The sequence below is a fragment of the Ruegeria sp. AH3 genome, from assembly GCF_056536265.1.
The window spans coordinates 890,916-911,620 of the sequence record NZ_JBQFJL010000001.1; the positions used below are offsets into that span (position 1 = coordinate 890,916).

Genomic DNA, 20,705 nt, shown 5'->3' on the forward strand with positions numbered 1-20,705 from the left:
GATGGAAATGAAGCCTTTGGGCCGCACGGGGATAATGGTGTCAGATCTATGTTTGGGCACGATGACGTTCGGCACGCAGACCTCAGAGATCGATGCGCATCGTCAGATGGATATGGCGCTGGCAGGCGGGATCAATTTCGTCGATGCGGCCGAGATGTACCCGGTCAACCCGATTTCGAAAGAAACGGTCGGACGGACTGAAGAAATTCTGGGCAATTGGAATGCGGCCAATCGCGCACGGCGCGGAGATTATGTGCTGGCGACCAAACATTCGGGCGAGGGGTTCATGCATGCGCGCGATGGGGCGCCGATCACGCATGAGACCATTCCCGAAGCCATCGAAGGTTCGCTCCGCCGGTTGCAGACGGATTGCATCGATCTCTATCAGTTTCACTGGCCGAACCGCGGCAGTTACATGTTCCGGCAGAACTGGGATTTTGAACCGCGTCCGCATGATCCGGTTCAGGTCGTCGAAGAGATGCGTGGCTGTTTGAACGCACTTCAGGCTCAGGTCGAAAAGGGCAATATCCGCGCCTTTGGTCTGTCGAATGAAAGCGCCTGGGGCACGGCGCAATGGCTGCGCGCCTCGGATGAGGTCGGGGGCCCTCGGGTTGCGACGATCCAGAACGAATATTCTTTGATGTGCCGGTTGTTCGATACCGATCTGGCCGAGCTTTGCATGTATGAAGATGTGGGATTGCTGGCCTTTTCGCCGCTGGCAGCGGGATTCCTGACGGGTAAGTATCAGGGCGGCGCGGTACCCGAGGGATCGCGTATGTCATTGGTGCCGCAGATGGGCGGGCGTAAAACGGGCCGCGTATTCGATGCGGTTGCAGCCTATCTGGAGATCGCCGCCCGTCATGGGCTGGACCCGATTCACATGGCGTTGGCCTGGTGTCAGAGCCGCCCCTTCATGGGATCGGTGATCTTCGGGGCAACGACGACCGAACAACTGGAGCATATCCTGGCGGGCAAGGATCAGGTGTTGTCGTCAGAGGTGATGGCCGAGATCAGCGCGGCACATCGGGCGTTTCCGATGCCTTACTAGGGTGAAAGGGGGCTCTGCCCCCGCCGCCTTTGGCGACTCCCCTGGGATATTTTTAGCCAGATGAAGAGGGATCCTGTCAGTGATGGGTGGGCTGTGTGCGGTCTTGTCTGAGGTCGCGGGCTGAGAGGCCGTGGGCCGTGCGGAAGGCGCGGGCGAAGCTGGATTGGGACGTGAAGCCGGTCGCCAGCGCGACATCCATTAAGGACAGGTTGGTGTCGGTGACCAGACGGCGCGCCTCGGCCAGACGCAGTTGCAGGTAGTGGTCCTGCGGTGTCGTGTCCAGGCGCAGGCGGAACTGCTGTTGCAGGGTGCGCGGGCTGGTGCCGAGTGTGTCGGCAATATCGGCGAGGGGGAGCGGGTCGTCGAGCGACGCCTCCATCAGCGCGTTTGCCTTGGCGGTCAGGGCAGTGTGGCGGTGCGGCGCTCCGGTGCGGCTTTGGGGCTTTGAGGGCTCGGAAAGGCCGTCGTAGAGGAACAGGCCGGAGACACGCGCGGCAAAGCCTGCGCCGTGCCGCGCGGCGATGATGTGCAGCATCATGTCGATTGCCGGGACCGCTCCGCCAGAGGTCAGACGGCTTTCGGATACAGTAAACCGGTCAGGGCGCACGTCGACGGCGGGGAAACGGGCGGCGAAGTTCTCAAGATCCTCCCAATGGGTGGTTGCGGCGTGGCCGTCGAGCAGACCAGCCTCGGCCAGCAGCCATGGGCCGCCATCGATGCCTGCCATGGTCGCTCCGGTGCCAGCGATGCGGCGCAGACCTGCCAGCAGGCTGGGCGTGGCGTGGCGGGCGAGTTGGAAGCCCGCCACGACGATCATCAGGTCGCAGCTTTGCAACCGAGCCAGCGGAACGCCCGGTACTTGCAGCGCGCTGGTCAACATCGCCGGGTCTTGGGTGGCGGTGACATAGTCCCAGTCAAATGCGGGACGATCGGCCAGCCGGTTGGCGGCGCGCATCGGGTCGACCGCGGCGGCGAAGCTGAGCGTGTTGCACTCATCCAACACCAGCACCGCGGTTTTCAGGGCGCGATGTTCGGGCTGGAGTATGTTTTTTGCGGATTTCATCAAGTTCGATTCGCATTCTGGCAAGTGTTTCCACAAGGCTGCGCCAGAGTCGCAGGCAACGCAAATCGGAATCCGGGGAGAAGTCTGGGGAAAACCTGACGCACAAGCCGGTATAACTTGGGGAAAACATCATGCCTCTGGAAATGAACCGCGAAGTCTTCATCACCTGCGCTGTCACCGGTTCGGGCGGGACGCAGGATCGTAGCCCGCATGTGCCACGTTCGCCCCAGCAGATTGCCGATAGCGCGATTGCGGCGGCAAAGGCGGGGGCCGCTATCGTGCATTGCCATGTGCGCGATCCCGAGACCGGCGCGCCGTCGCGCGATCTTGGTCTGTACCGAGAGGTGACAGACCGCATCCGGGATGCCGAGGTGGACGTGGTTCTGAACCTGACCGCTGGGATGGGTGGAGATATCGTGTTTGGTGGTGTCGAAAGCCCGTTCCCGGTGAACGAGGCGGCGACCGATATGATCGGCGCGACCGAGCGCGTCGCGCACGTCGCCGAGTGTTTGCCGGAGATTTGTACCTTGGACTGCGGCACCATGAACTTTGCCGAAGCCGATTATGTCATGACCAACACCCCCGGCGCACTGCGGGCGATGGGGCAGATGATGACCGATATGGGCGTGAAGCCTGAGATCGAGGCCTTTGACACCGGCCATCTCTGGTTTGCCAAGCAAATGGTGAAAGAAGGGATTCTTGAGCCGAACGCTCTGGTTCAGCTGTGTATGGGGGTGCCGTGGGGCGCGCCGGATGATCTGAACACTTTTATGGCGATGGTCAACAATGTGCCGGATGACTGGACGTTCAGCGCGTTCTCGTTGGGGCGGAACCAGATGGCCTATGTCGCGGCGACCGTGCTGGCAGGGGGCAACGTGCGCGTGGGGCTCGAGGATAATCTGTGGCTGGACAAGGGCGTGCTGGCCGAGAACTGGCAGCTGGTTGAGCGGGCTGGCACCATCATCGAGAACATGGGTGCGCGGGTGATCGGGCCACAGGAAGTTCGTGAGAAACTGGGGTTGGTGAAGCGGGCACCCAAGGGCTGAGAACCCATCTTGCGCCCAACAGCTGAAAAGGGCAGGCCGGGGCATCGGCAGAAGGAATGAGATGATGCGTTTGTTGCCTTTGACGTTGGCCGCCTCCGGTATGATTGCCCTGATTGGGTGCCTGCCAGAAGGTGATGAAACCGTTGGCAAGCCAACCGAGTCAGAGAGAACGGCATGCGAAGCCCAGGGTGGCACCTATGAGATCGGTGGGCTGGCGCAAAGTTATGTTTGTTTCACGCCCCTGCCGGACGCTGGCGCCACCTGTGAAAAGGAAACCGATTGTGCAGGCTTCTGCCTTTCGGAAACAAGACAATGCAGCGCGGTCACGCCGCAATTCGGGTGCATACCGCACCTGGATGAAACGGGGCGTGAGCTGGTGATTTGTATCGATTAGAGGACAGCATGACAAAAACAGCAGCGATTATCGGTGGTGGCGTGATCGGCGGCGGATGGGCCGCTCGGTTTCTGCTTAATGGATGGAAGGTGCGGGTTTTCGATCCGGATCCAGAGGCCGAGCGCAAGATTGGTGAGGTTCTGGACAATGCGCGGCGGTCTTTGCCGGGGCTGAGTGATGTGCCTTTGCCAGCAGAAGGAACGCTGACGTTTCACGACGATCTGGCCGACGCCGTTCAGGGGGCTATCTGGATTCAGGAAAGCGTGCCGGAGAGGCTCGATCTGAAACTGAAGGTATACAAGGGTTTGCAGGAGACGTGTGATCCGGGTGCGATCATCGGGTCCTCAACCAGCGGGTTCAAGCCATCTGAGCTGCAAGAGGGGGCGCTGCGGCCCGAGCAGATCGTTGTGACGCATCCGTTCAACCCGGTTTATCTGCTGCCGTTGATCGAACTGGTGCCGACCGACAAGAACCCGCCAGAGATGGTGGCGCTTGCGCAGGATCTGCTGAAATCGGTGGGTTTCTTTCCGTTGCATATCAAGAAGGAAATCGATGCGCATATTGCCGATCGGTTCCTCGAAGCGGTCTGGCGCGAGGCGCTGTGGCTGGTCAAGGACGGCATCGGCACGACCGAGGAAATTGACGAGGCGATCCGTATGGGCTTTGGCATCCGCTGGGCGCAGATGGGTCTGTTCGAAACCTACCGCGTGGCGGGTGGCGAGGCCGGGATGCGGCATTTCATGGCGCAGTTCGGCCCGGCGCTGAAATGGCCCTGGACCAAATTGATGGATGTGCCCGAGTTTACCGATGAATTGGTCGATCTGATTGCCGATCAGTCGGATGCGCAATCGGGAATGCACTCGATCCGCGAGTTGGAGCGTATCCGCGACAACAATCTGGTGGGCATGATGCGGGCGCTCAAGGCGCAGAATTACGGAGCCGGGGCGGTGCTGAACCAGCATGATGCGATGCTGAAGCCTGGTGCTTTGCCGACGCTGGATCAGGCGGATCTGAGCCAGCCGATCCTGACGCTGGCCCGTGCCGTGCCGCTGGATTGGACCGATTACAACGGTCACATGAATGAGGCGAAGTATCTGGAAGCCTTTGCCGCCGCCACCGACCGGTTCATGGAAATCATCGGTTGCGATATGGACTATATCCAGTCGGGCGGCAGCTATTTCACCGCTGAGAACCACATCCGATACATGAACGAGGTCCACGCGGGGGCGAAGATCGAAGTGCGCACGCAGATGCTGCTGGGGCAGGGCAAGAAGCTGCATGTGTTCCACGAGATGTATGCCGGTGAGACGTTGCTGGCGACCGGCGAGAGCTTTTTGCTGCATGTCAGTCTGGAGACCCGTCGCCCCAGTGCGCCATCGCCCGAGATCGAGGCCGCGATGGCGCGGATTGCCGAGGCTCAGGCCGGGTTGCCTTATCCCGATGGTGCAGGGGCGGCGATCCGCAAACCGGCATGAGCGGCAAGGTCCTGATCACGGCCGGAGCATCGGGCGTCGGGCGCGCGATGGCCGAGGCATTCGATGCGGCAGGTGCCGAGGTCTGGGTGGCTGATCTGGATGCGGATGCATTGGCGCGGTGCCCGCCGCATTGGAGGCGTAGCCAGCTTGACGTATCTGATGAGGCAGCGGTTGAAGCGCTGTTCGCCGAACTCAGGACCGCATGGGATGGGTTGGACGTGCTTTGTGCCAATGCCGGTATTGCCGGGCCGACAGCCGCGGTTGAGGATGTGGCCTTAACTGATTGGCGAACCTGTCTTTCCGTGAACCTTGAGGGCGCTTTCCTCTGCAGCAAATACGCCGCGCCGATCATGAAACAGCAACGCAGCGGCGCGGTTCTGATCACCTCGTCCACGGCGGGTCAGTACGGATATCCCAACCGTGCGCCTTATGCGGCGGCGAAATGGGGGATGGTGGGGCTTGGCAAGACGCTGGCGATGGAGCTTGGACCACATGGTATCCGCTGCAACGTCATCTGCCCCGGCTCAGTCGAAGGCCCCCGGATGGAGGGCGTGCTGCAACGCGAGGCCGCAGCCAAGGGCATGACCCGCGATCAGGTCTATGACGGCTATGCTTCGGGCACGTCTATGGGCCGCTTTGTCGAGGCTCGGGACATCGCGAATATGGCCGTGTTCCTCGCGTCAGATGCGGCGCGGCTGGTGTCGGGTCAGGTGATCGCCGTGGATGGTCATACAGTCAATCCCGACCCGAAGCTCTAATCTAGCCCTGATTTGGCCCCCGGATCTGGCGGATGGCGCTGCGGACGGCTTGCCAGTCCTGCGCCTCCTGCGGGTTTCCGGCGGCTTCGCATTCTCGCATCTTCTGTGCGGCTTCTGCCTCGGCCCGATCCCCGTGGGCGGTGTAGAGGGCACGTGCGTATTCAGCGGTTTTGAGTGCGTCCATTCCTGTCATCCTCCATCTCAGATCGGAATGTCTGATGGTTCGCGCCCGACGACTATACTACAGGATCGCGCTCAGGTCATGCCCGCGTGATCTGCTGCCGTAGTTGCTGCAGATAAGAGGGGAATTCGCGGGCGGTCATATCGGCCTCACGCACCAGCCGGTCGAAATGGCGGGTGAAGACCTCGATCCGGTCGCGGTCGCGAAACGCCATATAGTGGCTGCCTGCATAAAAGACGCAGAGCAGGGGGCCGAAAATCGTAACGGGCGCGGAGTAAAGCCGTTTGGCATCATAGAGATAGATGCGCAGCCGGGGATAGAGCTGTTCGCAGAGGTTTAGCAGGTGATCGATCTGATCCAGCCGGATTTGCAGGGGCAGGCCCTCGTAATATCCGGTGGCATTAGCAAAGCTGTGAAGTTCATACAGCGGCATCGCGACTTCATAGTCTGATTGCGCGCTGCGCATCCAGGACAGCCGGTCTTCGGACGCGCCAATCGCCTGATCTGCCGTACGACCCAGATGCGGGGCATATTCCCATTCCAGCACGGCGCGGGTCTTGAGCATGTCGGGCAGGGTGGCAGGGACATAGCGGATTTTGTAGCCTGCGGCCTCCTGATGCCATTCGAAGATGCGTTCATCGACCAGTGCGCGGGCGGCCTCGGTCAGCGTCAGGGAACTGGCAAGCAGCTCAGCAGCGCTTTCGGGACGGTCCGAGAGCCCCAGCAACCAATCAACCGAGACGCCGAGCGCCGAGGCGCAGCTGCCCACCACATGCGCGTTGGGCAGGCGTGCACCCGCTCCGGTCAACAGTTGCGAGATGGTCGAGCGATCCACGCCGATGTCACGTGCAAGGGCGCTTTGACTGACATCCCGGTCCTGCATCGCGCGGGCAAGACGGTGGCGGAACTGCGCGGCGCGGTCGCGTTTGTCGACTTTATCAAGCATATGTTGATTTATATCATATATGTTGAAGATTGTTAATCATATTCAGAATTCCCGAACCATGGCCCTGTCTGTAACGCTGAAATGACAAAAACAATAAATGGGGTCCGGAATGGAGACGCGACGAAGATCGGTCGTGAAGGCTGTGGTGTGGAATGTGATGGGGCTGGTGGTGATGACGCTGGTGGGCCTGATTGCCACGGGATCAGCCGCTGTCGGAGGGGTGCTGGCACTGGTCAACACGGCGATCGGCCTGACGCTCTATGTGATTTACGAGCGTATCTGGGCCGGTATCGCGTGGGGTCGCAATGGCTGACCCCACGACACCGAAATCGCCTGAATGGGTCACTTTTGGCCTGATTGTTGGATGTTACCTCGCCTGGCTGGGTACTTTGTTCTGGCTGGCCGGTGCGACTCTGTGGTTGGCCATCCCCGCGATGGGGTTGATCGCCGCGCTGCATTCGTCGCTGACACATGAGGCGCTGCACGGGCATCCGTTTCGACAGAAATGGCTGAATGAGGCGCTGATGGCGTTGCCCCTGACACTTTTCATCCCGTTCAACCGGTTCCGCGACCTGCATCTGGCGCATCATTGCGATGCCAACCTGACCGACCCTTATGACGACCCGGAAACCAATTATCTTGATCCTCAGGTCTGGGCCGGTCTGGGGATGTGGCAAAAGCGGCTTTACCTGCTGAACAACACTCTATTGGGGCGCATGGTTTTAGGGCCTGCTATTGGACAGTTGGCCTTTATGCGGGATGAATGGCGCGGCGCGCGGCGCGGTGATCGGGATATTCTGCTGGCCTGGGCCTTGCATCTGCCCGGAGTGGCTGCGGTGCTTTGGATCGTTTCCCTGTCGCCGATGCCAATCTGGGCGTTTGTCCTGTCGGCTTATGTCGGGTTGGGTCTGGTCAAGATCCGCACCTTTCTGGAACATCGCGCACATGAGAAATCCCGTGCGCGCACCGTTATCGTCGAAGATCGCGGCCTTTTGGCTTTTCTGTTTCTGAACAACAATCTGCATGTCGTTCATCACATGAATCCCGCAGCCCCCTGGTACCGTCTTCCCGCGCTTTATCGGGCCGGGAAAGAGCGATATCTGGCTTGCAATGAATCCTATGTCTATCGCTCTTACGCGCAGATATTCCGGGACTATTTCTGGCGCGCCAAGGATCCGGTGGCGCATCCGCTCTGGCCAAAGCCCTGATTTAGAGACAGAAGGGAAGCCATGAGTTTGTGGATTCCCATCACCCTAGCGGCTGCGACGTTTCAAACCGTGCGGTTCATGCTGCAGAAATCGCTGAGCAGCGTGAAGCTGTCGGCTGCCGGGGCAACCTTTGCGCGGTTTGCCTATTCCATGCCGCTGGCGCTGTTGGGTCTGTTCATCGCGCTGCAGGTGACGGGGTTTGAGTTGCCGACGCTCACGGCGCGGTTCTGGGTGTTTGCTGTGATCGGTGGGACCACACAGATTCTGGCGACGATCTGCGTGGTCGCCCTGTTCAAGCAGCGAAACTTTGCGGTCGGGATCACGTTTAAGAAAACCGAGGTTATTCAAACCGCTATCGTCGGGTTTCTCATCCTCGGGGATCAGGTTTCAACCGGTGCGCTGGGGGCCATTCTGCTGGGGCTGATGGCGGTTCTGTTGCTGTCCAAAACACCCGGTGGCGAGGGTGCATGGTGGCGCAATCTGACCAACAAGGCCTCGCGGCTTGGGCTGGGATCCGGGGTGCTGTTTGCTTTTTCCTCGGTCACCTATCGCGGCGCGTCGCTGGAACTTGGGGACAATGACGCGTGGTTCCGCGCGCTGGTGACGCTGGCTGTGGTCGTCAGCTTCCAGTTCCTCAGCATGGGGATTTGGCTGTTGTGGCGCGACCGGGCCGAGTTGCGCGCGGTGTGGCAGACACGTAGCACCGGTGTCTTTGTCGGCCTCACCAGTCTTGGCGGCTCGTTCTGTTGGTTCTTCGCCTTCACGCTGCAAAACGCGGCTTACGTGAAGGCGTTGGGGCAGGTGGAGCTGATCTTCAGCCTGTTTGCTTCGCTGCTATTCTTCCGTGAAAGCATCACCCGGCGAGAGATCGCCGGGATTGCCTTGCTAGGTTTGTCGATACTGGCGCTGGTGCTGGCGATTTAAGACGCGTCTGCATCCGCCAGAGCAGAAGTTCCCGCGCGCCGCTCTTCAAAGCTGAGAGCGATGAAGCTGGGCAGATGATCGCCCATGCCCACCACTGCTGGACCAGCATCATCGCGGCGACCGCGGCCGCGACCCTTGGGTTCACGATCCTTCTTGCCTTCGCTCTTCTTGCTATCGACAGGTTTGGCTTTTTTCTCGGGCTTCGGCTTTTCGGCCTTTGGTTCTTCTTTGACCGGATTGTCGATGCGCGGAATGTCTTTCTGAATCAGCTTTTCGATTGCATCCAGAGCCTTCTCGTCGCGACCCGAACAGATCGTGACGGCCTTACCCTCGCGTCCGGCGCGACCGGTGCGGCCAATGCGGTGAACGTAATCCTCGGCATGGCTGGGGACGTCGAAGTTGAACACATGGCTGACCGAAGGGATATCCAAACCCCGTGCAGCCACGTCCGAGGCCACCAGCAGGCGCAGCGAGCCATCGCGGAACCCGTCCAGCGTTTTCATCCGCTGCGACTGGTCCAGATCGCCATGGATGGCGGCGGCGTTATAGCCGTATTTCTTCAGTGACTTCGCGCAGATATCCACGTCCGTCTTGCGGTTGCAGAAGATGATGGCGTTGGTGCATTTTTCACCTTCGGCGTCGATCAGAGCGCGCAGGACCTTGCGCTTGCCGCTGGCCTCGCGGTCGCGGCGACCGCCTTTGAACAAGACGACGCCCTGTTCGATGGTTTCCGAGGCGGTGGCCTGACGGGCAACCTCGATCCGGGCAGGGGCGGACAGGAAGGTATCGGTGATGCGCTCAATCTCCGAGGCCATGGTGGCCGAGAAGAACAGCGTCTGGCGGGTAAACGGCGTCAGCGAGAAGATGCGTTCGATATCGGGGATAAAGCCCATATCCAGCATCCGGTCGGCCTCATCTACCACCATGATCTGAACGCCGGTCAGCAACAGCTTGCCGCGTTCGAAATGGTCCAGCAGACGGCCCGGTGTGGCGATCAGCACGTCGACGCCGCGGTCGATTAGGGCGTCCTGTTCCTTGAAGCTGACACCGCCAATCAACAGTGCTTTGGTCAGTTTCACATTTTTGGCATATGTGTCGAAATTCTCGGCCACCTGAGCGGCCAGTTCCCGCGTCGGGCACAGCACCAGCGACCGTGGCATCCGCGCGCGGGCGCGACCTCGGGCCAGCAAGGTGATCATCGGCAGAGTGAAGCTGGCGGTCTTGCCAGTTCCGGTCTGGGCGATCCCCAGAACATCGCGACCCTCAAGCGCAGGTGGAATCGCGCCTTCCTGGATCGGAGTGGGGGTTTCGTATCCGGCTTCCTCAATGGCTTTGAGGACCTTCGGGTTCAGGTTCAGTTCGCTAAACTTTGTCATGTATGTCCGGTTCATGCGGACACTAGACCTGGCCCGCGCGTCTGAAATATGCCGGGCCCGGATGGCCATGCGCCCTTTGCGCATAACGGCTGAGGCGGGGCATAACAAAAACGTGGGGCAGGGTCAAATGAAGAGGGGTTCATCTGTCGCATCTCCGCTCAATACGCGAATTTATGCAACAATTCAGATGCTTCCGGGGAAGTGTTTCGCCACTTTCTGATCCAGATTCAAGGGCCGATGCCGGATCAGATCGTGATCTTCCAGCCTTGTGCGCACATCCGCGTCGACGGCGCTCATTTCATCGTAGAAGGCGCGCAATCCTTCGGGACCCTGTTCTGCTTCGATCCAGCTGAGAAGTTCATGCATGTTCAAGCCACCCCGGTTGCGGGGGACGTTTGGCGTCATGCCCGCCTGATAGGAGCCGCGCTCCATCCGGAAGTTGAGATGCGCCTGCCAATGATCCCAGCTGGGCGCGTGGCGGTGGCACAGGTCAACCTGCGGCATTTCCGTCTTTACCGGTAGAAGCACCTTGTTCTGGAACAGGTTGTGAATGCGGTAACTGAGATTTTCCATCCCCGTGCGGACAAATAATTTGCCCTGTACATGGCTGAGAAACCCGCCCAGCACAAAGGCCCCGTAGTTCGGATAAAGGTTCTGGACCAAAGCCTCGCGATCAGGGCCGTTCGGGATGTGCGCCTTATAGAGGTCTTCGGCGCCAGCGATCGCCTCAATCGGGCGCACCCGGACGGCGGGGGTGGTTTCGGGGATTTCCTGTAGCAGATCAGCGATGGAGTTCGAGGGCCAGAGGAACTCATCCACATCAATATGCGCCAGCCAGTCCAGATGGGTGTTGCGATAGACGAAAGTCGCGTGGGTCGTTTGCCGAATCTGGTGCTTTTCCGGGCGCTTTCGTTTGCGTTCTTCCCAAAACGCATCGTCACAGATTCGCGCGCGAATTCTGGGATGCTGTTGCAATGCACGCAGGGCGCGGTGGTTCGGTTCATCCAGATAGATGTACAGCCGATCTGCGCCCAGATCGAGGTGATGGGCGGCGAAGCGCAGGATATCCCCGGTCGGGCCGCGGACCATCGACACGATGCCCCAGGTTGGACGGTCCTGCGTCATATCCGGCCCATCATCCGCCGATTAGGTCATCATTTCTTTGGTCGCGGTCAGATTGAGCGCCGGATAGTCGCGCACCACCCGGTCGATATCCCACTGCAGCCGGGTCAGATAGACGATGTCGCCATCATGATCATTTGCGATGTGCTGCTTGTTGGCGTTGACGAATTTTTCGACCTCTACCTTCTCACCGCTGACCCAGCGGGCCGAGGTGAATTGAGATGCTTCGAACCGCACGGGCAGGCCATATTCCATCTCGATCCGGCTGGCGAGCACTTCGAATTGCAGCGCGCCGACGACGCCGACGATAAAGCCCGAACCGATTGAGGGTTTGAATACCTTGGCGGCACCTTCTTCGGCAAACTGCATCAGCGCTTTTTCAAGATGTTTGGCCTTTAACGGATCCGCTGCGCGAACCGTCTGCAGCAGTTCCGGCGCGAACGATGGGATGCCGGTCACGCGCAGCGCTTCGCCCTCGGTCAGCGTGTCACCGATGCGCAGCTGGCCGTGGTTCGGAATACCGATGATGTCCCCGGCCCATGCCTCTTCCGCGAGTTCGCGGTCAGAGGCGAGGAACAGGACGGGGTTCGAGATTGCCATGGGCTTTTTTGACCGCACATGGGTCAGCTTCATGCCGCGCTTGAAATGGCCCGATGCCATGCGGACAAAAGCCACCCGGTCGCGGTGCTTGGGGTCCATATTGGCCTGCACCTTGAAGACAAAGCCCGCGACCTTCTTTTCGTCCGGTGCGATCTGGCGGGGTTCGGCGGATTGAATCTGAGGTTGCGGGCCATAGGCTCCGATGCCTTCCATCAGTTCTTTGACACCAAACGAGTTGATGGCCGAGCCGAACCAGATTGGAGTCATGTGCCCTTCCAGAACCGCCTGAGGGTCAAGCGCGGGCAGCAGTTCGCGCGCCATCTCGACCTCTTCCAGTAGCTGTTCCAGCAGATGCTCGGGTACGTGTTCGGCCAGCTTGGGATCGTCCAAGCCGTTGATCTGGATGCTTTCTGCCACCTTGTTGCGGTCGGCGCGGTCCATCAGCTCCAACCGGTCGCGCAGCATGTCATAACAGCCGATGAAGTCGCGTCCCACGCCAATGGGCCATGCGGCAGGGGTGACGTCGATGGCCAGCATCTCCTGAATTTCGTCGATGATCTCGAACGTATCGCGGCTTTCGCGGTCCATCTTGTTACAGAAGGTCAGGATCGGCAGATCGCGCAGACGGCAGACCTCGAACAGCTTCTGCGTCTGGCTTTCCACACCTTTTGCACCGTCGATTACCATCACGGCTGCGTCCACGGCGGTCAGCGTGCGATAGGTATCTTCCGAGAAATCGCTGTGGCCGGGGGTGTCGACAAGGTTGAACCGGAAATCCCCATAGTCGAACGACATTGCCGAGGCGGAGACCGAGATACCTCGATCCTTCTCCATTTGCATGAAGTCCGAGCGCGTGCGCCGCGCTTCACCCTTGGCGCGCACCTGACCGGCCATCTGGATCGCGCCCCCGTACAGCAGGAACTTTTCCGTCAGCGTCGTCTTACCCGCATCGGGGTGCGAGATGATGGCGAATGTCCGGCGTCGGGCGATCTCGGGCGGCAGGGTGGGTTGGTTCGAGGTATCAAGCATAGGGGCGCGTATAGGCGGGGAAACCTGCCGAGGCAAGACAAAGGGGGTGGATCGAATCGTGGCCTTATGGCAATAAGAACATATAGTGAACAAATGATGGAGTGAATCAATGAATTTGAAAGAAATCTCAGAAGAACTGGTTGCCGGATGCCGCGAGAATCGGGCCAAGGAAAACCTCGGGAAGCTCTACGCGCCTGATGCTGTTTCGGTTGAGGGTCAGGATTTTGCCGGTATGGGGCGCGAAACGCATGGTGTTGAGGCCATTCGTGGCAAGCATGAATGGTGGGAGGGCGCGCATGAGGTGACAGGCGCGTCGGTCAGTGGCCCGTACCCGCATGGCGAGGATCGCTTTGCCGTGATCTTCGAGGTGCAAGGCAAGGTGAAAGAAACCGGCGAAAACTTTGATATGAAAGAGGTCGGTGTCTATCACGTGGCCGATGGCAAAATCGTTCGGGAAGAGTTCTTCTACTGAGCAAGCTATACATTCTGGTCTTCCTCTGCGGGCCGGTGCTAGATGTGCGGAAGATTTGGGGAGGATCAGAATGGATCTGGGAATACGCGGAAAACGCGCGCTGGTTTGTGCCAGCAGCAAAGGCTTGGGGTTGGGCTGTGCCGAAGCATTGGCCGAGGCCGGAGTCGATCTGGTGATGAACGCGCGCGGGGCCGAAGCGCTTGAGGCCGAGGCGACGCGGTTGCGGGCTGAATATGATATCGACGTGCAGACGGTGGCCTGTGATGTGACCTCGGCTGAGGGCCAGGCGCAGGTGATCGAAGCAGCACAGAACGTTGATATCCTTGTGACAAATGCGGGTGGGCCTCCGCCCGGACTATGGTCGGACTGGGAACGGGACGATTTCATCAAAGCGCTGGATGCCAACATGCTGACGCCGATTGCGTTCATCAAGGCCCTGCTGCCGGGGATGATGGACAAGGGCTGGGGCCGGGTGGTGAACATCACTTCGCAATCCGTTCGCGCGCCGATTGCCGTTTTGGGCCTGTCCAATGCAGCGCGGACTGGATTGACCGGTTATGTTGCGGGCACCTCACGTCAGGTGGCGCCTCATGGTGTGACCATCAACAACCTTCTGCCGGGTATTCATGCCACCGACCGGGCCGATGCGCTGGACAGCAATGTTTCGCTGCAGAAGAATATCTCGATTGAGGACGCTCGGGCCGAGCGCGCCGCAACGATCCCGGCCCGGCGCTATGGCACGCGGCAGGAGTTTGGGGCGGCCTGCGCCTTCCTGTGCTCGCAGCATGCCGGGTTTATCGTCGGGCAGAATATCCTGCTTGATGGCGGCGGCACCAATCTGACGATGTAATCATGGCGCAGGGTTATTCGCTCAAGGATCAGTTATTCAACGCCGAAAAAGTGAGTTATCTCAGCGGCTTGTTTTTGGACGTTGAGACGAGCTTCGATGCCTCGGCGTTTGAGGCGCAGGTGATGTCACGCCTGCCGGGTCTCGAATTGAAGGAACGGATGGTCTGGATCGCTGAATGCCTGCAACAGGCCGTTCCGGGTGATCTGTCACAGGTCGCGCCGGTGATCCTTCGCGCATTGCCGGCCCCGCTTGATCCCGACAAGACGGATGACGATTTCGGCGACTTCATCTTTGCGCCTTTGGGCGATTGGGTGGTCTCGGTCGGGCTGGATCATCCGGAACTGGCTTTGGACGTGATTGAGGAACTGACCCAGAGGTTCTCGATGGAATGGGCTATCCGCCCGTTTCTGAATCGGCATCCCGATTTGGTGCTGGAGCGGATGCAGGACTGGTGCGGGCATTCCAGCTATCATGTCCGCCGACTGGTCAGTGAAGGAACGCGACCTCGGTTGCCTTGGGGGCAGGGGATTGGGTTGGACCTGTCTGATCCGCTGCCGCTGCTGGATCGGTTGCATGGTGACCAGACGCGCTATGTCACGCGGTCGGTGGCCAATCACCTGAATGATATCACCAAGAAAAACCCCGATCTGGTGCTGGAGCGATTGCAGAGCTGGCGAAACGGCGGGCAGCAATCCGGGGATGAGTTGTCGTGGATGACGTCGCATGCATTGCGGGGATTGGTGAAATCGGGCCATCCGGGTGCGATGACAGCGCTGGGATATGACCCCGAGGCCGATATATCGGTTGATGTTCAGGTGAACGGAGAGGTCCGGATCGGGGAAGCGCTGGACTTTTCGACCACGCTCGCGGGTGCAGCAGAACAACCGGTTCTGGTGGATTATATCATTCACTTTCAGAGGCCTGGGGGCAAAGTCTCACCCAAGGTTCATAAGCTCAAACAAACAGTTCTTGTGGACGGCACGCTGACGCTGTCGAAGCTTCATAAGCTCAAAGGCAATGCAACCACCTTCAAACTGGTGCCCGGTCCGCATCGGTTGGAAATACAGGTGAATGGACGTGTTCGCGCAAGCGTTCCGTTTGAGCTTTTGGCCTGAGTTGGGTCACGCTTTCGTCAGATCAACCGCCTCTGGATTGCGGCCCGTATGGGGTGGCATTAGCTGCTGTGCAATCGATGGAAAGAAGGAATGCTCAGATGAAGCATGAGGCTGTGCAGAACTACTATGGCGAAGTGCTTCAGGGTAGCGCCGATTTGCAGACGAACGCGTGTTGTACTCCGGATGACATGCCGGATCACGTCAAAGGAATTTTGTCGCAAATTCATGACGATGTGCTGACACGTTACTATGGCTGCGGATTGATTGCTCCGCTGGATCTTGAGGGGATGAGCATCCTTGATCTGGGCTGTGGCGCAGGGCGGGACGTTTATGCTTTGTCTGCGATGGTGGGTGAGACGGGTCGCGTTGTGGGAGTGGACATGACGCCCGAGCAACTGGACGTGGCGCGCGCGCATCAGGAGTTCCACGCCAAGGCTTTTGGGCATTCATCCGGCAATGTCGAATTCCACCACGGCTATATCGAAAAGCTGGATGAGCTGGATTTAGAACCCGGAAGCTTCGATATCATCGTGTCCAACTGCGTGATCAATCTGGCGACCGACAAAGCCGCGGTTCTGCGCGGTGCGCATCGGTTGCTGAAAGAGGGCGGCGAGATGTATTTCTCGGACGTCTATGCTGATCGCCGGGTGCCCAAGGCGATGGCCGAGGATGAAGTTTTGTACGGCGAATGTCTGTCAGGTGCGCTTTACTGGAATGACTTTCTGTCGATGTCGCGCAATGCGGGTTTTGGCGACCCGCGCCGGGTCACGCATCGACCGCTGACCATTGAAAATCCGGTTCTGGAACAACGCATTGCGCCTTTGAGCTTTATCTCGGCAACTTACCGTTTGTTCAAACTATCCGGGCTGGAACCCGCTTGCGAAGATTATGGTCAAGCCGTGATTTACAAGGGCACGATTCCCCATGCGCCGCATAAGTTCGTGCTGGACGATCACCACGCCATTGAGGCCGGTAAGGTCTTTCCTGTCTGCGGCAACACCTGGATGATGCTGCAGGATACACGCTTTGCCCGGCATTTTGAGTTCATCGGCGATTTCTCGACCCATTACGGCATCTTCGAAGGTTGCGGTGGCGACAGCCCGTTTGTTGTCGAGGGCGACACAGCGTCCACCGGGTGTTGCTGACGCCTTGCGCCTGAGGGGCGGGGTTGTTATCCCCGCCTAAGCCCGATGGATTTGATCGGGAAAAGGCTACGGGGTCTATCGGTGAACGTGACGACAACTCCTCCGCGACTGGAGATCCGCAATATAGTGGCGCGCTTTGGCGGGCGGACCGTTGTGGATGATGTCTCGCTGACGGTGCAGGCGGGGCAGGTCACCTGTCTGCTGGGGCCGTCGGGCTGTGGTAAGTCGACCACCTTGAGGATGATCGCTGGGGTTGAGATGCAGACCTCGGGCGAGATCTATGTCGATGGCAAGCTGATCTGCGACACAGTGTTCCGGGTGCCACCCGAGCGGCGTGAGATCGGCCTGATGTTTCAGGACTTTGCCCTGTTTCCGCATCTGAGCGTCGCCGACAATGTGGGCTTTGGCCTGAAGGGCAGTAAAGACGAAAAGCGTGTACGGGTTGAAGAATTGCTGACCAAGGTCGACCTGATGCGCTTCATCGATGGCTTCCCGCATCAGCTTTCGGGCGGGGAGCAGCAGCGGGTGGCGTTGGCCCGTGCCCTCGCGCCACGTCCACGGATCATGTTGATGGATGAGCCATTCTCGGGCCTCGACAACCGTTTGCGGGACGGGATCCGGGATGAGACGCTGGCGATTCTCAAGGAAGAAGACGCCGCCGTTCTGCTGGTCACGCATGAGCCGGAAGAGGCGATGCGGATGGCCGATGAAATCGCATTGATGCGGCGCGGTAAGATCGTGCAGCAGGGCGCGCCGTATAACGTCTATACCCGCCCCGCGGACAAGGCCGCCGTGGCATTCTTCAGTGATGTCAACGTTCTGCAGGCGCAGGTTAATGGAGCGCTGGCGCAAACTCCTTTTGGTCGCTTTCTGGCACCGGGCGTGCCGGATGGAACCGATGTCGAAATCGTTTTTCGACCGCAACACGTGAAACTGGATTTTGATCGCAACGGCAAAGGTCCGATGCCCACGCCGACTGATGGCGTGGCTGCACGCGGCGTGGTCGAGAGAGCTCGGTTTCTGGGCAATGAAAGTCTTGTCGAGTTCCGGATGGACTATGACGGATCGATCCTGAAAGCGACGGTTCCGAATGTCTTTGTGCCGAAAGAGGGGCGCGTCATGTGGCTGACCATCCGCCGCGATCGGTGCTTTGTATTCCCAGCCTGAGGCCTTAAGACCACGATTTCCGTCCGAGTGGTGCGCGAATGCCGCAGATTGGGCCCGACGGTCGCTTGCCGCAGCGCTGGGGCGGGTCTATCAAGGGCGAAACGCAGGGGTGGACCGGGCATGCGCATTCTTCTGACAAATGATGACGGCATCAACGCGCCGGGCCTTATCGTGCTTGAAGCGATAGCCAAAGAGCTGGCCAGGCCTGTCGGAGAGATCTGGGTTGTGGCCCCGGCCTTCGAGCAATCAGGGGTAGGCCATTGCATCAGCTATACGCATCCGATGATGGTCGCCAAGCTGGGTGAGCGCCGGTTTGCGGCCGAGGGCTCTCCGGCGGATTGCGTGTTGGCGGGGCTGCATGACGTGATGAAAGATACGCCGCCCGATCTGGTTTTGTCCGGTGTGAACCGAGGTAATAACTCGGCGGAAAATGCATTGTATTCCGGTACGTTGGGCGGCGCAATGGAAGCGGCTTTGCAGGGTGTTCCTGCAATAGCGTTGTCGCAGTTCTTCGGTCCGCGCAATCTGGGTCTGGACGATCCCTTTGAGGCTGCGGCCCGCCATGGCGCGGCGCTGATCCGCCGCATTCTGGATGCAACACCGCAGGCACAGGGCGATTATCGGCTGTTTTACAATGTGAACTTTCCACCGGTTCCAGCCGATGAGGTTCTGGGTACTCGGGTGGCGTCACAAGGATTCCGCCGCGATACTCATTTCTCGGTCGAGCCGCACAGCTCGCCCTCGGGCCGCAGGTTCCTTTGGATCAAAGGTGGGTATCAGCACAACCCGACTGCACCCGGGACGGATGCGGCGGTGAATCTGGATGGATACATCTCGGTCACGCCGATGCGGGCCGATCTGACGGCGCATGACGCACTTGAGGCGTTGAAGGTCATCGAATGACAGGACCAAGCGCGGAAACCACCATGCAGTTTCTGTTTGCCCTGCGCTCGCGCGGGGTGACTGACGCGCGCGTGCTGGCGGCGATGGAGCAGGTGGACCGGGGACGCTTTGTCAAAGGTTTGTTTGCTAAGCGCGCCTATGAGGATACGCCGCTGCCGATTGCCTGCGGGCAGACGATCAGCCAGCCCTCGGTCGTGGGGTTGATGACGCAGGCGTTGAAGGTGAGCCCTCGGGACACGGTGCTGGAGGTCGGGACCGGGTCGGGCTATCAGGCGGCGATCCTGTCCAAGCTGGCGCGGCGGGTTTATACAGTGGAACGGCACACGCGGCTGGTACGCGAAACCGGGCAGCTGTTTCGGGAAATGGGCCTCACCAATGTCACCGCGATGTTGTCGGATGGTTCGTTTGGTTTGCCCGAGCAGGCTCCGTTTGATCGTATCATTGTGACCGCAGCCGCCGAGGACCCGCCCGGGCCGCTCTTGGCGCAGTTGAAAATCGGCGGTATCATGGTGTTGCCGGTGGGACAATCGGATGCGGTTCAGACCTTGATCCGTGTGACACGCACCGAAACCGGACTGGACTATGACGAACTCTTACCCGTTCGTTTCGTGCCCTTGTTGGAGGGGCTGGGAAAAGACGGAGTTTAAAGGTATATTCAGAGTTATACGCTGGAACCCCGAAGAACAGGGGCAGGTGTTGAGGACAGTATAATGAGAGCAGTTTCTAAATCAGCAATGCGTCGCTGTGCGACAGGTGTGGCCGCCCTGACAATTCTGGCCGGGTGCGAAGGGCCGTTCGATTATGACCTGCGCGGCAATGTCGGCGGATTTTCGACCACTGACGCCGCGCTGGCCGCGACCGCCAGCCGACCCACACCCGATGCGCGTGGCGTGATCACTTATCCCAACTATCAGGTTGCCGTGGCGCGCCGGGGCGACACGGTGGGCGATGTGGCCAGCCGCATCGGCATGCCGGTGGCCGAGTTGGCCCGGTTCAACGGGTTGCAACCCAACGACTCGTTGCGGGATGGGGAAGTTCTGGCCCTGCCACGCTCGGTCGGTGGCGGCGGGAGCGGTGTAGACATTGCGTCCATTGCCGGCACCGCGATTGATGAGGCACCGGATACCGGTTCCGTTCAAACCACTGCCCTGGCACCCGTTCAGACCGCCCCAGCTCCCGCGCCGTCGGGGCCCGAGCCGATCCGGCACAAGGTCAAGCGGGGTGAGACGGCCTATACGATTTCGCGCCTGTATCAGGTGTCGGTCGAGTCGCTGGCCGAGTGGAACGGGCTGGGGTCGGATTTCGCGGTGCGCGAGGACCAGTATCTGCTGATCCCGGTCAAGAACCAGCCAGCGCCGCGTGCTGCCGCACCGGCTGCCACGGCGACCGCGGTGACACAGCCGGGCGAGGGCTCTCCTACACCGACGCCGCCCAGTGCAACGCAACCCCTTCCGGATGAGAAGGTTGCCGTCGCCACGCCTGCGCCGGATGTCACCGCCGAAGCACCCACCAATTCTGGAACATCAGCTCTGGCGCTTCCAGTGGGTGGCACCATCATTCGTACCTATGAGAAGGGTAAGAACGAGGGCATCGATATTGCAGCCGCACCCGGTACTACGGTCAAGGCGGCCGAGGCGGGGACGGTTGCCGCGATCACTGCAGATGCGGATCAGGTTCCGATCATTGTGGTCAAGCACAACAACGACTTGCTGACGGTTTATGCCAATGTCGACAATATCACCGTCAAGAAAGGTGATCGGGTACGTCGGGGCCAGAAGCTCGCTGCCCTGCGCGGTGGCGACAATGCTTATGTGCATTTTGAGGTGCGCCAGGGCTTTGAGTCGGTGGACCCGGAACCCTATCTGAAATGACCGGAATGGCCC

The 20,705-nt window shown here is 59.8% G+C and carries 22 protein-coding genes; 16 read left to right on the forward strand and 6 right to left on the reverse strand.

Annotation, left to right across the window (positions count from 1 at the left end):
* Position 1 precedes the first annotated feature (1 nt).
* Positions 2 to 1,048 carry an aldo/keto reductase gene (locus ACR3EM_RS04405; RefSeq protein ID WP_480469596.1) on the forward strand — a complete coding sequence of 349 codons (1,047 nt, stop codon included), beginning with the start codon at positions 2 to 4 and terminating at the stop codon, positions 1,046 to 1,048.
* Positions 1,049 to 1,124: 76 nt separating this feature from the next.
* Here ACR3EM_RS04405 and ACR3EM_RS04410 read toward each other — a convergent pair whose 3' ends face one another.
* The gene (locus tag ACR3EM_RS04410) at positions 1,125 to 2,111 is read right to left on the reverse strand and encodes a GlxA family transcriptional regulator (protein WP_480469597.1); all 987 of its coding nucleotides are present in this window, start codon (positions 2,109 to 2,111) and stop codon (positions 1,125 to 1,127) included.
* A gap of 131 nt (positions 2,112 to 2,242) precedes the next feature.
* Here ACR3EM_RS04410 and bcoG point away from each other — a divergent pair, with 131 nt between their 5' ends.
* The 4 genes from bcoG (at position 2,243) to ACR3EM_RS04430 (ending at position 5,784) form a co-directional block, all read left to right on the forward strand.
* Positions 2,243 to 3,157: a 3-dehydrocarnitine:acetyl-CoA trimethylamine transferase BcoG gene (bcoG, locus tag ACR3EM_RS04415; RefSeq protein WP_480469598.1), complete on the forward strand. Its 915-nt coding sequence runs from the start codon at positions 2,243 to 2,245 to the stop codon at positions 3,155 to 3,157.
* Positions 3,158 to 3,257: 100 nt separating this feature from the next.
* Complete coding sequence (locus tag ACR3EM_RS04420) at positions 3,258 to 3,551, forward strand: hypothetical protein (RefSeq protein WP_480469599.1); 294 nt, start codon at positions 3,258 to 3,260, stop codon at positions 3,549 to 3,551.
* Between the two features lie 8 nt (positions 3,552 to 3,559).
* Positions 3,560 to 5,026, forward strand: coding sequence for a carnitine 3-dehydrogenase (locus ACR3EM_RS04425; RefSeq protein ID WP_480469600.1), 1,467 nt, complete (start codon positions 3,560 to 3,562; stop codon positions 5,024 to 5,026).
* On the forward strand, positions 5,023 to 5,784 hold the full coding sequence (locus ACR3EM_RS04430; RefSeq protein ID WP_480469601.1) for an SDR family oxidoreductase: 762 nt from the start codon (positions 5,023 to 5,025) through the stop codon (positions 5,782 to 5,784). Before ACR3EM_RS04425 ends, ACR3EM_RS04430 begins: the two co-directional genes overlap by 4 nt.
* 1 nt (position 5,785) lies before the next feature.
* Here ACR3EM_RS04430 and ACR3EM_RS04435 read toward each other — a convergent pair whose 3' ends face one another.
* Together ACR3EM_RS04435 and ACR3EM_RS04440 are read right to left on the reverse strand one after the other, a co-directional pair.
* A complete protein-coding gene (locus tag ACR3EM_RS04435) occupies positions 5,786 to 5,968 on the reverse strand; it encodes a hypothetical protein (RefSeq protein ID WP_480469602.1) in 183 nt (60 codons plus the stop codon).
* Positions 5,969 to 6,044: 76 nt separating this feature from the next.
* Positions 6,045 to 6,911: a helix-turn-helix domain-containing protein gene (locus ACR3EM_RS04440; RefSeq protein WP_480469603.1), complete on the reverse strand. Its 867-nt coding sequence runs from the start codon at positions 6,909 to 6,911 to the stop codon at positions 6,045 to 6,047.
* A 109-nt stretch (positions 6,912 to 7,020) separates the two neighbouring features.
* Between ACR3EM_RS04440 and ACR3EM_RS04445 the strand changes: the two genes are divergently transcribed.
* From ACR3EM_RS04445 to ACR3EM_RS04455, 3 genes are read left to right on the forward strand one after another with little or no spacing between them, the layout of a single operon-like run.
* Positions 7,021 to 7,224 (forward strand): DUF2061 domain-containing protein, encoded by a 204-nt coding sequence (locus ACR3EM_RS04445; RefSeq protein ID WP_480469604.1) that lies wholly within the window; start codon positions 7,021 to 7,023, stop codon positions 7,222 to 7,224.
* Positions 7,217 to 8,119, forward strand: a complete 903-nt coding sequence (locus tag ACR3EM_RS04450; RefSeq protein ID WP_480469605.1) for a fatty acid desaturase — start codon at positions 7,217 to 7,219, stop codon at positions 8,117 to 8,119. Before ACR3EM_RS04445 ends, ACR3EM_RS04450 begins: the two co-directional genes overlap by 8 nt.
* 21 nt (positions 8,120 to 8,140) lie before the next feature.
* Positions 8,141 to 9,043, forward strand: coding sequence for an EamA family transporter (locus ACR3EM_RS04455; RefSeq protein ID WP_480469606.1), 903 nt, complete (start codon positions 8,141 to 8,143; stop codon positions 9,041 to 9,043).
* Here ACR3EM_RS04455 and ACR3EM_RS04460 read toward each other — a convergent pair.
* The 3 genes from ACR3EM_RS04460 to ACR3EM_RS04470 all read right to left on the reverse strand — a co-directional run bounded on the left by ACR3EM_RS04460 (position 9,040) and on the right by ACR3EM_RS04470 (position 13,170).
* The gene (locus ACR3EM_RS04460; RefSeq protein WP_480469607.1) at positions 9,040 to 10,419 is read right to left on the reverse strand and encodes a DEAD/DEAH box helicase; all 1,380 of its coding nucleotides are present in this window, start codon (positions 10,417 to 10,419) and stop codon (positions 9,040 to 9,042) included. The two genes, ACR3EM_RS04455 and ACR3EM_RS04460, sit on opposite strands and share 4 nt — an antisense overlap.
* A gap of 183 nt (positions 10,420 to 10,602) precedes the next feature.
* Positions 10,603 to 11,544 (reverse strand): glycosyltransferase family 2 protein, encoded by a 942-nt coding sequence (locus ACR3EM_RS04465; protein WP_480469608.1) that lies wholly within the window; start codon positions 11,542 to 11,544, stop codon positions 10,603 to 10,605.
* Between the two features lie 21 nt (positions 11,545 to 11,565).
* Positions 11,566 to 13,170, reverse strand: a complete 1,605-nt coding sequence (locus tag ACR3EM_RS04470; protein WP_480469609.1) for a peptide chain release factor 3 — start codon at positions 13,168 to 13,170, stop codon at positions 11,566 to 11,568.
* Positions 13,171 to 13,279: 109 nt separating this feature from the next.
* On the opposite strand from ACR3EM_RS04470, the gene ACR3EM_RS04475 reads away from it, so the two are divergent.
* The 8 genes from ACR3EM_RS04475 (at position 13,280) to ACR3EM_RS04510 (ending at position 20,693) form a co-directional block, all read left to right on the forward strand.
* Entirely contained in the window at positions 13,280 to 13,642 is a 363-nt protein-coding gene (locus ACR3EM_RS04475; protein ID WP_480469610.1) for a nuclear transport factor 2 family protein, read from the forward strand.
* A 70-nt stretch (positions 13,643 to 13,712) separates the two neighbouring features.
* Positions 13,713 to 14,492 carry an SDR family oxidoreductase gene (locus ACR3EM_RS04480; RefSeq protein WP_480469611.1) on the forward strand — a complete coding sequence of 260 codons (780 nt, stop codon included), beginning with the start codon at positions 13,713 to 13,715 and terminating at the stop codon, positions 14,490 to 14,492.
* A gap of 2 nt (positions 14,493 to 14,494) precedes the next feature.
* Positions 14,495 to 15,607: a hypothetical protein gene (locus ACR3EM_RS04485; RefSeq protein WP_480469612.1), complete on the forward strand. Its 1,113-nt coding sequence runs from the start codon at positions 14,495 to 14,497 to the stop codon at positions 15,605 to 15,607.
* Positions 15,608 to 15,705: 98 nt separating this feature from the next.
* The gene (locus tag ACR3EM_RS04490) at positions 15,706 to 16,752 is read left to right on the forward strand and encodes a methyltransferase domain-containing protein (RefSeq protein ID WP_480469613.1); all 1,047 of its coding nucleotides are present in this window, start codon (positions 15,706 to 15,708) and stop codon (positions 16,750 to 16,752) included.
* Positions 16,753 to 16,797: 45 nt separating this feature from the next.
* Positions 16,798 to 17,919, forward strand: coding sequence for an ABC transporter ATP-binding protein (locus tag ACR3EM_RS04495; RefSeq protein WP_480469614.1), 1,122 nt, complete (start codon positions 16,798 to 16,800; stop codon positions 17,917 to 17,919).
* A 120-nt stretch (positions 17,920 to 18,039) separates the two neighbouring features.
* Complete coding sequence (gene surE / locus ACR3EM_RS04500; protein ID WP_480469615.1) at positions 18,040 to 18,822, forward strand: 5'/3'-nucleotidase SurE; 783 nt, start codon at positions 18,040 to 18,042, stop codon at positions 18,820 to 18,822.
* Positions 18,819 to 19,469: a protein-L-isoaspartate(D-aspartate) O-methyltransferase gene (locus ACR3EM_RS04505; RefSeq protein WP_480469616.1), complete on the forward strand. Its 651-nt coding sequence runs from the start codon at positions 18,819 to 18,821 to the stop codon at positions 19,467 to 19,469. The genes surE and ACR3EM_RS04505 overlap by 4 nt, the downstream gene beginning before the upstream one ends.
* A 63-nt stretch (positions 19,470 to 19,532) precedes the next feature.
* A complete protein-coding gene (locus ACR3EM_RS04510; RefSeq protein WP_480469617.1) occupies positions 19,533 to 20,693 on the forward strand; it encodes a peptidoglycan DD-metalloendopeptidase family protein in 1,161 nt (386 codons plus the stop codon).
* Positions 20,694 to 20,705: the final 12 nt, after the last annotated feature.